Annotated in this window: 1 protein-coding gene; it reads left to right on the forward strand. The window is 35.6% G+C overall.

The features are described from left to right. The first annotated feature begins 82 nt into the window (after positions 1 to 82). Positions 83 to 14,551, forward strand: coding sequence for a T9SS type B sorting domain-containing protein (locus tag ACQKCJ_RS00795; RefSeq protein WP_427401152.1), 14,469 nt, complete (start codon positions 83 to 85; stop codon positions 14,549 to 14,551). The last annotated feature ends 1 nt before the right edge of the window (position 14,552 follow it).

Consider the following 14,552-nt stretch of genomic DNA (forward strand, 5'->3'; position numbering starts at 1 on the left):
TTATAATAAATGTTATAGAATACTAATTGTTTTATTCACTAACGCCCCTTAGTAAATAAGATGTAAGTAAACAAAAAAGATTATGAAAAAACCTACTATTTTTAAAGTATTTATTGCAGCTGTATTTATATTGCTTAGTATTTCTTCTCATGCCCAGTTACGAAAGGGGTTTACTCCGAGAAAGGCAACTAGTTTAAATGGAGATATTCTGGTTATTGGTAACAATATACTAAATAGGGAAACTTCAACTAAAGTTCCTAAAGATCCGTATAATGACATTGGGGATGACAGTTATGTAAACGATGAATTCAATATGAAATATATTGATATCGATACTGATAACACAACTAAAAATTCCAGTTCAGCAACATTAACAATTCCAAAAGCGAGTGAAACTTGTTACGAGATTGTTTATGCAGCTTTGTATTGGGGAGGAACTTATCAAGGTACTGACAGAAAAAACATCAACAAGGTTAAATTAAAAACACCAGAAGCAGGAGCAAAATATAAAGAGCTTACCGGTGATTTAATGTGGGATGAAGGTGCTGCCGGTGTAGATAATGCATATGTTTCTAAACCATATGCTTGTTATGTTGAAATTACAGACGAAGTTAAGACTGCTAAACAAGGAGTTTATACTATAGCTGACGTAATATGCTCTGAAGGAAAGTTAGATAATGGAAGAGGAGGTAACTCTGCAGGATGGAGTATTTTTATTATTTACAAAGACCCCTTGCTTCCAAACAAATACATTACCAGTTTTGATGGTTTTAGTATTATTAGGGCTACTGATGGTCCATTAGATATTCCTATTTCTGGTTTTAGAACCAATCCTTTTGGAGATGTAAATGTAAAATTAGCATTTAGCGCGTTGGAGGGAGATAATAGATTAAAAGGAGATGGTCTTGAAATTAAAGGCGCAAAATCTTCTGATTGGGGTGCAATATCTTCACTAACGCGACCAATTGAGGTTACTGGTGGCAAGCGCCCTAAAACAATACCTAATTTTTTTAATAGTAGTATCACAGATGGAGATGTTATTCTTGGCGGACGGGTTCCTTCCAGCATAAACACACTGGGTTATGATGCAGGTGTTGTAAAGGTAGACAACAAGGATAATAAGATTATACAAAATGATGAGACAAATGCTACACTTAGAATAAGTACTTCGTCAGATTCTTATTACATGTTTTTTAATGCGTTGTCAGTAGAAATTATTGCTCCAAAAATAGTACTGAGAAAAAATGTACTGGACAAGGATGGCAAAAATATTAATGGACAGCCAGTAACTTTAAGTCAGGAGCTTCAATACGAAATTAAGTTTAAGAACGAAGGAAATGATAGTGCTAAAAACTTTACCATTACAGACATCCTTCCTAAAAATGTAATTTTTGGTGGTCTTAGCAGTATGACGATGGATTCCAGAATTACTGCAACTTATGACGAAGCTGCAAGAAAACTTGTGTTTACAATACCTGATGCATTGGTTGTAACAAATGGACCTCTGGATCCTTACACTATTAAATTTAAAGTAAAAGTGGTCGATGATTGTAATGAATTGATTGACGCCTGTGCAAACAAAATTGAAAACACAGCATATTCTAAATATTATGGTGTAAAAAACACCTCTACAGACGGATTTGGAGAAGGAAGTTATTCTACGATTTCAGCATGTAATGTTGGAGAACCAACAGCAACAAACTTTTTAGTAGGTATTGATAAATGTTTGTTCAGTAGAGATGTTTCTCTTTGTGGAACCACAACTTTAACAGCTGCTTTGGGTTATAATACTTATGTATGGAGAGATCCAAACGGACTTATTTTTGGTGGTAACAATAGAATCGTTACAATTACCAAACCTGGAAAATATACTGTTAACAATAGTGGCGCAGAAAATTGTGAGCCTATCCAACAAACATTTAATGTAACAGATTATCTTGCTGCAACAATCAAAAATCCTATTAAAGGAGACAATATTGATCCGGAGACAGGAGAAGCTTTCGCTTGTGTCAGGGATAAAAAACCGTTTCCTAAAATCTTCTTATGTGGTCTTAATGACAAGAGAGAAATTGATACAGGAATTACGGGAGCAACAAAAGTAACATGGCAGGAAACAAAAGATGTGCCATCAAAAGAAGAGCCTAATCCAGAAAACTGTCCTTTTGAGGGAGCAAAAAATTGGACCACAGTTGTAGAAAATAATACTAAATTTATTGCTGACAGAGAGGGTGTTTTCAGAGTGGTTGTAAATTATGGCAACACTTGTTTTGTTACTCATTATTTTAATGTTTACCAAAACAACCTCGATCCTATAGCCGAAAAGCAAGATATAATTTGTGGTACTAAAGGGAGTATTACAGTAACCAATCCGCCTCAAAATTCAGGATATCTTTATAGTCTTAATGGAGTTGATTATCAACCCGAAAGTACCTTCAATGATGTTCCTAAAGGAAGTTATAAAGTTCAAATTAGACAGACAGTATTAATAGACGGTCAAATTTCAAAATGTCCGTTTTATGTAGATGTGAATGTTGAAGAGCTTGAATTTAAGACAGACCTTAAAGAAACTAACCCAATTTGTACGGGAGATTTAGGAACTATAACTGCTAGTATTGCGAATGTTCCGGGTAATTATAAATTTATTCTTAGAAAAAAAGGAACGACAGCTGAAATTCAAAATACTGGATTTATAACAGATAATTTTGTCACATTTAAAGGTGTTGAACCAGGTTTTATGTACGAGGTAATTATGTCTACTGCCAAAAATGGCTGTAATGTAATTAAAGAAATAGAAGTTCTTGATTATCGTCTTACAGCTGAAGCAAAAGTGACTAAAACACTTTCAGCATGTGGTAATGGAGAAATTCAAGTGACTGTAAAAGGAGGAACTCCGAGACCGGGACCACCAGCTTATTATATGTATTACATAAATGGTAATGCTAATTATGTTACAGATCCTAAAATAGTGGTTACACCAGAAACATTACCTGCGGATGGCATCTTCAATATTGAAGTTGTCGATGCTAAAGGATGTTCAGTTATGTTGCTCCCGGTAACAATGATTATGGCCCCAAAACCTGTTGTAAAAATTACTCCGGTTAATATTAAATGTTATGGTTATAAAACGGGTCAATTAGAATTTGAGGTAACCCCTGCAGATTCTGGCTATGATGTTTCGTATAGTATTGATGGTACTAACTTTAATACTATTTCACCAATTTCAAATTTAGCTGCCGGAGATTATAATGTAATTGTAAAATATACTTATGATAAAGTTGAATGTGTAGATCCAGCTGTAAAAGTTACAATTAGTGAACCTACAACTGAATTAACTGCTTCTGCCGGAGTTTCTGAATTAGCAGGTTGTGGAGCAGCAGGCGAAGGAAAGATTCGTATTACAAATCCGCAAGGAGGGGTAGAACCGTATACTTATAGTTTTGATGATCAGAAAACCTGGGTTAAAACAAATGACGCTTATAAAGATCCCGGAACATACACTGTATATATAAAAGATGATAATGGATGTATATATTCAATGTCTGGTATTACAATAGAACTGCCACCGGTAAAACCTGAGATTGAAGTAAAAACACCTGTTAATTTTAATTGTGACGGAAGTGCTACAAGTACTGTTACAGTAAAGAATCCTGGAAATGGAAATTTTGAGTATAATTATTATTTAGATAATAGTAAAGTTGCTAATACTAATAATCCGCCAAACGTATTTCCAAATGTAGCATCTGGAGATCATTCGGTTCGTGTAGAATATAAATTAGTTACCGTTCCTACTTTCAGTAATTTACTGATGGAAGATTTTGGATATGGTGGTGACGTTGAATCTCCTGGTATTAATAAAGATTACTATTGCTTCGAAAGACAGGTTGATGCAACGAAATGTAGAGGAAGTATAGAAATCAACGATGGCGATTATTCTGTTACAGCAAGAATTGTTCAGCCATTTGGGCCTTGGTTGCAACCTGGTGACCATACTCCCCCTCCGGTACCTGCAAAAGAAAAGGGAAGATGTTTAGTAGTGAATATTGGAGACCAAATACCAGTAACAGCTATTTTGTACGAGAAAACAATAAAGGATATTATCCCGAATCAGCCTATCAATGTCGAGTATTTTGCATTTAATTTATTAAATAAGGACAACGGTCAGGCAGATCCGGATTTAATAGTTGGATTGATGGATATGAACGGAAATGAAATTTCATCTTTTCCTTCAGGAAGAATTCCGAAATCTGAAAAATGGGAAAAATACCCTAAAACGGCAATCACGCTTGATCCGGGAAATAATACAACTTTACGATTTATTGTTCGTTCTAATTTAAAAGAAACAAGTGGTAACGACGTTGCAATTGATGATATTAGAGTGTATCAATTACCAAAAAGTTGTAAAACAACCGTAGATATTCCTTTTACAGTACCCACAGGAAAAGGTTTTACTGCATCTGCAGCAACAAATAAGGATGTAACATGCGCTACAGGAGCGGCTGATGGCGAAGTTACTATTACAGCTTCAAATTTTAATACTACCAATGGTTATGAGTATTCTACTGATGGTGGTTTAAAATGGACAAAAACAACCATATCTCCATTAATAGTAAAAGGATTTAGTGCAGGTACATATGATGTCAGAATGCGTTATGATGATACTGCTGAAGGATCAGTTTGTGTTAAAACATCTTCGCCAAATATTAAGGCACCAGAAGTAATAATTGCAGCAGCAGTTTTAACAACTCCTGCAAAATGTTCTGTAGGTGCTACTATTACAGCTAGCGCTAAAGGCGGATCAGGTACATACGAATATGAATTAAGATATGTTGCAGGAGGTGTTTACAGAATTTTCCAGAAAAGTGGAGAATTCTTAGATGTTGCGCCAGGCGATTATTTTGTATTTGTAAAAGACAATAAAGATTGTGTTAGCCCGGACGGAGAGGAAATAAAAGTAGATAAATCTCCGGATTTAACTGCTGAACTGGATATTGCTACAGATTATTGTTATGACACAGTTGATAAAGCAACATTAGTAGTAAAAGCAAGTGGAGGAACAGGTACATTCAGTTATAGTTTGGATAAAGGAACAGGACAGAAATCTAATATTTTCAAAAATGTTGAGGTAGGACTTCATAAAATTATTGTAACAGATGATAATGGATGTTCGTCACTTGAAATTTCTATTACAATTGAACCAGAATTAAAAGTAACACCTTCTATTAAGGCACTAGACTGTTCTTCACCAACAACAAAAGATGCCATAATAACAGGTACTATAACAGGCGGATATCTTCCGTTTACAATTACGAAAGTTTCAGGCCCGGCTGGAGGAACATTGGATGGCCCGTCTCCGGCAGATACAGGAAGATCATTTACTTACACAACTAGTGTTTCAGGTGATTATGAATTTGAGATTAAAGATAAACAAGGATGTACTAAAACATTAAAAGTCAAAATAGATCCTATTACAGATCCTACATTAAAAGAGACAAGTAAAACCAATGTTTCTTGTAAAGGTAAGACTGACGGAGCTGTTGTATTAACAGGAGAAAAGGGTTCAGGAGGATATAAATTCAGTGATGATGGTACAACATTTACAAACACTACAGGTATTTTCTCTGGATTAGCTGAAGGGCTTCATACTTTCTATGTAAAAGACAGCAAAGGCTGTATCGGTAAATTAGACGTAACAATTGCAGCTCCAGTTGCTTTAGCGGGTTCTGCTGTTATGTCACCAAAATATACTTGCGATACAAAAGCAGTAATTACTGCCACTGCCACTGATGGAAATGGTTCATATACTTATGTATTAAAAAGAGGAACAACTACAGTAGCATCAAATACTGATGGTAAATTTATAGATTTAACGGTTCCGGGAACTTATACTGTAGATATTACAGATGGTAAAGGATGTCCTTTAACAGTTTCAGCAGGAATTATAGAGGCTTTAACGCCTCCAACCGCCATGATTTTTTCTAATACGGCATTGAAATGTCCATCAAATAAAGTTGATGTAACGATTGAAAGTGTAACTGGAGGGAAAGGTGCTTTACAATATCGTATTGTGTTGCCAACTGCCTCACAAACATTATATCCGGGATCAACAAAATTTACGGATCTTGCCCCGGGTACATATACTTTTGAAGTAAAAGACGAAAACAATTGTACGAAAAAAGTAGAGTATACTATTGATAAACTACCGGAGATTTCTATTAATAGTACAGTTGATAATACTGTAATCTGTAAGGAAGATTCTGACGGTAAAGTTACATTTACAATTGGAGGTTTTGGTAATGAGACTCCTTATTCATACATAATTGATGGTGACGCAACAAATATTCTAACTGGAACAACAGGTCCAACAGGAACTACTTTTGATATTACTGTTTCAAATTTAAATACAGGTAACCACTCGATTGAAGTAACAAATGGAACTACAAATTGTAAAGTTTCAAAAGACCAGCTAGTTGCTGGCCCATTAGATCCATTAGTTTTGACTCCTGCTACAGTTACTCCAAAAACTTGTGCTGAATTAGGAACAGCGACTATTAAGGTAACCGGAGGTTGGAATACTAATTATACATATACAGTAACAACACCTTTAGGTGCAAAAATTGTTCAGGAAAACGATAACTATTTTGCTAATTTAGAAGATGGTCTTTACAATTATGCAGTTAAAGATTTAAAAGGTTGTGAGGAAACAGGAACATTCACAATTGGAGGAATCGTTGCAATTACTGCAAGTATAACTGCTTCAACAAATTTATGTTATAAAGATGCCGCTAAAGCTGCTATTTATGTTACTCCAGATACACATGATAATTATGTATACAGTATAAATGGTTTAACACCTCAAAATAATGGAACATTTACAGGATTAGCTCCGGGTAAATATAAAATTAGAGTTACTGACACATCTACAGGATGTTATATAGATTTAGCAGAACAAACAGTTACTACAGAATTAACGGCAAATACCAATTTATTTGCTGGTCCTAAATGTAACACACTAGATGTTGTAATTACTGGTAAAGTTTCTGGAGGAACTCCAGGGTACACTTATGCAGTATCTATTGACGGAACTCCTGAGTCTCCGGCAACGACACATACTATTACTGCTGCAGATGGAACATTTACTTACACAGACGGAAGTGGTATTCCAGCTGGAAAAACTACAGCTACAGTATATGTATTTACATTTACAGATTCAAAAGGATGTACAACTACTGCTACAAGAACAGTTCAGCCAAAAACAAATCCTCAGTTTACAGCTACGCCTAATTCAACTATTTTCTGTAACGGTCAGGCATCTGGTTCTATAACAGTGACAATTGATACTGATTTTGGAGAAGGACCTTACGTAACTAGTGTTATTAATACTAGTACTACACCTGTAACATCTTATGGGACACAGACTACTGGACTACCGGCAGGAAATTATACTGTTAGAGTAACAGATGCTAAAGGTTGTTTTGATGAGAAAACGGAAATCATCATTAAACAGCCAGATCCAATTGTTGTAGATTATAAAGTAGTACCTATAACTTGTGTTGCAAACGGTGTTTCATTAGGAAGAATTATTATTAACACTGTAGACGGAGGAACAAAAAATTACACTTATAATGTAAAAGGAATCAATTATGATCAAAAGTTTGATAATAAAGATGGTTCAACACAATTTTTTGAAATAGTTAATTTTGGTTATTATGAAATTATAATTACTGATGCAAACGGGTGTTCTAAAATTATAAAAGACATTTTAGTTGCTTCTCCTCCGGATGATTTAGATATAACAGTATCAGACCCATCAGTAGATTGTTCAACAGGAGGTAAGGCAGTTGTTGCTGTTGGTTCAGATCCTCTTAATCCTACTCGTATTGTAGGAAATGGACCATTTTACTTCGCTATTTATGATGGAAGTGTTCCGAATTATCCTGATGCAGTTGGTTCTTTTGCATGGTTGCCAGAAGACAATCCAGGAATTGCAGGAGCACCAGGAGATAAAAAAGCAACATTTACTAATTTGACACCAGGAGTAAAATATACTTTTATAGTTTATGATAGTGATCCTGCACATGGTGGTACAGGTACTGGTTGTTACTATTTTGAAACTTCAGAAGACAAAATTCCGACAAATTCTAAACTTAAAGTTGAAGGAGATGTAGAAGCTCACAATATTACTTGTTTTACAACACCTCCTACAGCGGATGGAAATGTATCATTCAAAATTTCAAGTGAATATACAGTAGCTACAGATGTAGATTATCAAATTTTTAATGAGCTAACATTGCAACCAATGGGACCTGCTCAACCGGGTATTGTGCCGGCTGCTACAGTACCGGTTTCAACTTTAGACATCACTAATTTTGGAGCACTTCCATTCGGTAAATATATTATTGTAATAACTGAAATAAAAGATAGGACTACGACTCCAGTTTTAAAAGGCTGTAGTATTGCTTCTATTCCATTCACCATTACTGGTTCGGTTACACCATTAACTTTAGATGTAAATTCACCTAATAATGCTAATTATTGTAACACAAAAGCAGGTAAAATAGAGGCATTTGCTCAAGGCGGAACAACATTAGAAGCAGATCCGGATCCAATAAATCCTAAACCTGCCATTCCTTATCTTTATCAAATTAAAATTGATGAAGGTGCAATAGGAGAGGATGTATTAGATATGCGTCCTACGGCAGCATCTTTTGATCTTGCTTCTCATAAACCAAGTGTTTTCAATGTTGAAGCAGGAAACTATTTAGTATACGTACGTGATGCATACGGATGTATAGCTGTTAAACCAGTTACAGTTGATAAAGATCCGGAACCGGTAATTACAGCGGTTCTAGTTGATCAATGTAATACAGCAGAAGGTAAATATGGTATCTTAGTGACTTTAACAACTACAGGTATTGGAACTCATAGTTATAGTTTAGACGGTGGTGAATTTGAACCTCAGTCTGCAAAAACATTTACAATTCCTAATGTATCTTCAGGAGAGCACACTGTAAGCGTTAAGGATGCTAATGGTTGTGGTAATACAGTTATAGATATTAATATTTATGCTCCATTAGAAATTGAAGGTTCATTTACAACTCCACCAACTTGTAGAAATGCAGACGGAATTATTACTGTTGATGTAAAAGGAGGATTTAGAAAACCAGCTACTAATTTTGAATATACATTAGTAAATAATACAACAGGAGTAACAAGTCCATCTCAAGCAAATAATCCTGAGTTCATCGATCAGGCAGCAGGAAATTATACTGTTACTGTTACAGATATTAAGACAGGTTGTACTAAAGATGTAACAATTGATTTGGTAATTCCATTAGATCCTGATTTTAGTTTAGCGAATACTGCACCAAATTGTGCTGGTTCTCAAGGAATCCTGGATAACGGAACGATTACTGTTACAATGGGAGCAACAAATACTGATATACCGTATACTTATACATTGAATAAAATTTCGCCAACTCCACTAGGAACTTCAAAAACTCAAAATGGTAAGTTATTCACGGAATTAACAGCTGGTGTTTATGAAGTAACGGTTACATCTGCAAAAACTTGTCCTATTACGAAAAGAACGGAGATTTTGGCACCAACACCTGTTACAATAACATTAAGCCAAGATGACTTTAAATGTACTGATACAACTTTTAATGACAAAATAGTTACTGTTACTCCGGGCGGAGGTGCTGGCGCTATACCAATGGATATTAAAGATTACAAGTACAGTACAGACGGTACAAGCTGGCAGGATGAAAATACATTTACAGTTATCGATAACGGATTTGCAAAAACGCTTACATACTATGTAAAAGATGCGAAAGGATGTATTGTTAGTGATCAGATCACAATTGATCCGTTCCCTAAATTAATTTCTGTTATTGCAGATTACGGTGACTTAATGGATTGTGTAAACAATAAGCAGGAAATGAAAGTTACCATTACTGGAGGAACAAATACGCCACTTCAGTTTACTTATCAGGCCTACGAAAATGGTGTTACTACTGGGGGATTGGTTACTGTTACAGGTAATACATTTATTTATAATGCATTAAAAGAAGGCGCTACTTATAAATTCGAAGTTTTTGACAATAACACAACATGTAGTTTAATGTCAACTTCTTATGAAGTTCCGGTATTCAACAAAATAAATGTAGCTGCTACTGCCTTTGCAATGGTAGATTGTAATACAAACGCAACAGGACAAATAGAAATTAATGTTGTTGATTACGCAGGACCTTATACATATGAGATTCTTAAAGGAGGAGTTTCTTTAACTCCACCGGTTTCAGGAGTAGGAACCAGTGCAACAACAAGTTCATTTGTACTTCCTGATTTATTACCAGCAGGAACCTATACTGTTTTTGTAAAAGAAACAGCTTATCCTGGTTGCGATTTTACAACTGATCCTGTAACTATTACAGAGCCAGATGCATTAACCGGATTTACAGTAACAAATGTTAATAAAAATTGTTTTAATGCAGGTTCAAGAGTTTCGATCGATTTAAATTCTATTTTCGGAGGAAGTGGAGGAAACAGTTACGCATTCGTTAAGGATAATGAATCACCATTAGGTAAATACGGTCCGGATAGTGTTGCAATACTCGATCCTGCAACCAGTACAGAATGGGATGTATGGGTTAAAGATAAAAATGATTGTGCCATCAAATTAGATGTTACAATTGCAGAGGATTTAAGTCCTTATGATCTTGCCGTAAATGCATTCAGTCAATGTCCGAGTTCAACAGGAACATATACTTTCATAGTTACTGCAACAACTGCAGGTGGTGCTGAATATAGTATTGGGAATGGTTTTCAACCAACTGGTACATTTACAGTAGATGCAGCAGGAGAATATTTTGTTACGGTAAGAGATAAAAACGGATGTACAAATGACGTTCCGTTCAAAGTAACAATTTTAGAGGAGTTATCACTTAAAGTGAAAGCTAAGAAAGTGTCAACTTGTAACAATCCTGATGGAGAAATTACTGTAGAAGCCCAAGGCGGAAGTACTGACTATGAATATAGCAAGGATGATGTTACTTACGGACCATCACCAACGTTCACTTTATTGCTGCCTAATACTTATAAATTTTATGTTAGAGACAGAGTTACAGGATGTAAAAAAATGATTACGGAGATTATAGAAAATGCTACTCCAATTACTGGATTTGCGTTAACTCCAACACCAGTAACTTGTTTTGGATCTACTGACGGAACAATAACGGCAACTATGACTGCGCCATCTGCAGGTGTAAACGATAACCCAAAATACATGTATAGTATCGACGGAGGACTTACATCTCAGGAATCTAATGTCTTTAAAGATTTAGCAGCTGGTCCTTATACTATTACAGTTACCTCTGGTCGAGGTTGTTTTGATTTGGCTAATACTATTGTTGGTACACCGGCTATTATAACTGTACCAGTGCCAACAGTAGTTCCGTTTGGTTGTACTGCAGGTACTAATGATACTAATTTTGCTACCATTACGGTAAATGTTGCTGGTATTACAGGAGGTTCAAATGATTACAAAACTTTTGAATTTATTAAAGTAGGAACTCCAACGCCTGTATACAAAGGATCTGATCCGTTTTACACAGAGTATGATTTAGCTGGAGGTAGTTATACTATTAATGTTTATGATAGTAAGGGATGTATTGGTACAGCACCGGCTACAGTAGAAATTAAACCATTTATTGGTTTAGATCTTATAACGGTCGATGTAACCAAAGCAATAACATGTAATAATTTGCAGGAAATTCAGGTTTCTGTGAGTCATACCGGAGCAACAGCACCAACTAATTTAGAATATACTTTAGTTGATGTAAATGCTACTGATGGTACAACGGGAATTTTATATCCTAAAAAAATTAGTACAGACGGTAAATTTATTGATTTGCCGGTAGCGAATTATTTAGTAACGGTAACGAATTTAGATACAAAATGTGGTGTGAAGACCTATCATTACGTAAATGATCCAAATACATTCGATCTTACTATTGATAAAATTGTTAATGTAACCTGTTTTGCGGGTAATAATGGTAGTGCCAATGTTACTATTGTCGATAGATTAGTTACAACAACACCACTTAATCCTGATGAAGCCGGACCATTTGACTATAAAGTGTTTGATGCTGCAGGAATTGAAGTACAAAGAGGAAATTCTCCTACTGCAGGACCGGTTAAGATTTCTAATTTGACTGCAGGTACTTACAAAATTACTGCTACGTTAACAGGAACACCATTTTGTAGTGTTTCGAAAAACTTTAAAATAGATCAGCCAACAGCTGCATTAGACATTACTGAAAAGCATTCTGAAATCACTTGTTTATTAGGTGATGGTAAGATTTCGGTAACAGCAACAGGCGGATGGCCAAGTGATTATGTATACGAATTAAGATCTGGTACGGATATTATTAAACCGTATGGTCTTTCTCCTGATTTCACAGGCTTAACAAATGGAACTTATCAGGTTTATGTTAAAGATTTTGGTGGTTGTGAAGATTTTGTACCCGTAGTTTTAAATAATCCTATGCCAATTGCTATAACAATTAGCGCTACATTAATGCTTACTTGTTTCGACAATGAAGATGGAGTAGTAACAATTAATACAGTTACCGGAGGTTCAGGAAACTATACTTATACGCTGCACGGAGTATTGACTGACGGAAGTGTTACAGTTGAGCAATCACAAGGAGCAAAAGAGTTTACAGGTCTAAAAGCAGGAACATATTATGTTACCGCAAATGACACCTGGAATTGTACAAATGATTCTAATAAAGTGACAATTAATCAACCAGAAATTGTAAAAGCAAGTTTAACAATACAAAGAACCGAAAGTTGTACACAAGTACCGGTTGTTAGGTTAACAGCTACTGGAGGAACGGGTCAATACTATTATAGTGCCGATGGAAGTAATTATACAGGACCATTTAGCTCTTTTGTAGATATTACGTTACCCGTAACAACTACAAAAACTGAATACAAATACTTTGTAAAAGATGCTAATAATTGTCGTAGTTATGTGTCGAACTTTAGTGCGTTCTCACCAGTTCCTGAATTAGAATTCGAACGCTCAAGCGAAATTGATATTAAATGTAAAGGTGGTGCTACAGGCTCTATCACCGTGTCAGCAAAAGGAGGATTAGGAAACTATGTCTATACTTTACAAAATGCTGCAGGAATTGATATTACTCCGGCTCCGGCACAGGGTATTCCAGGTATGTTTACAGAATTGCCAATTGGAAATTATATCGTAAAAATTACAAGCTTAGATTGTAGTACAGTGTCAACATTGTTCCAGTTAACAGAACCGGATACTTCATTAATGGCTGATGCTATAGCAACTCCTTTAACTTGTAACGGTTATAATAACGGTACAATTACTGTAAACGCAAATGGCGGAGTAGGAAAATATAAATATGCGATTGAACCTGAATTTAGACAGTTCTTTGATAAAAACGTATTCGAAAACCTGAAACCTGGTTTCTATGATGTATTAGTTCAGGACGAAAACGAATGTTATGTATTCCTTAAAGACATAGAAGTAAAAGAACCAGCTCCGCTTTTAGGATCTGAAATTCCAAATTCTATGATTCCGGAAGTATGCGTGGGAGATAAAAATGGTGCATTTGCTATTCAGATTACGGGAGGAACAGCTCCTTATACAGCAAGTCTTGATAATGACAAAGGACCTTTCCTTCCTGTCGATGGAGAGGCAGATTATACTGGATTATCAGGAGGTAAACATATTGTTTACATCATTGATGCCAGTGGATGTAGTACTGAGGTAGAAATCAACATGCCATTACCAGTTATTCTTAATCCAACTGTAGAGGTAAATTACGATTGTGTAAACAATGGACAAACAAACATGGTAACTGTTACAGTTGATAATAGCAATACAGATCTTACGCAAATTGATTATTCACTTGATGCAACTGGAACATATCAGCCAGGTAACATTTTTACAAATGTAGCACCGGGTAGACATACTATAACAGCAAGACATACAAACGGATGTGAGATACCAACGGCTAGTTTTGACATCAAAGCATACGATCCGTTGACACTTGCAGTGTCTGGAGGAAAACCAGAAATGAATATCATTTCAGTTACTGCCGGTGGTGGAGCTCCTGCTTACGAATACAGCTTCAACGGAGAACCGTTTACCTCTTCAAACAGATACAAAATCTACAAATCTGGAGATTATGTGGTTGTAGTAAGAGACAAAAACGGATGTACTGCAACAATAACAGTACCTGCAGTTTATATAGATGTATGTCTTGATAATTACTTTACTCCAGCCGGTGTTACTAATACCACATGGGGTCCTGGTTGTACGAATATTTACAACAACCTTGAGTTCTCAATCTTTGACAGATACGGTCGTGTAATTGTTAAGTACCACTACGGTCAAAAATGGGATGGTAGATACAATGGTGCTGATTTACCTTCAGGAGATTACTGGTATGTTCTTAAATTGAATGACCCGAAAGATGACAGAGAGTTTGTAGGACATTTCACTTTATACAGATAAC

Source organism: Flavobacterium sp. NPDC079362 (genome assembly GCF_050267765.1).
GTDB lineage: Bacteria > Bacteroidota > Bacteroidia > Flavobacteriales > Flavobacteriaceae > Flavobacterium > Flavobacterium azizsancarii.

Excerpts from the sequence above, each read along its gene's own strand:
- ACQKCJ_RS00795 (WP_427401152.1), top strand. The coding sequence starts at position 83 with ATGAAAAAACCTACTATTTTTAAAGTATTTATTGCAGCTGTATTTATA.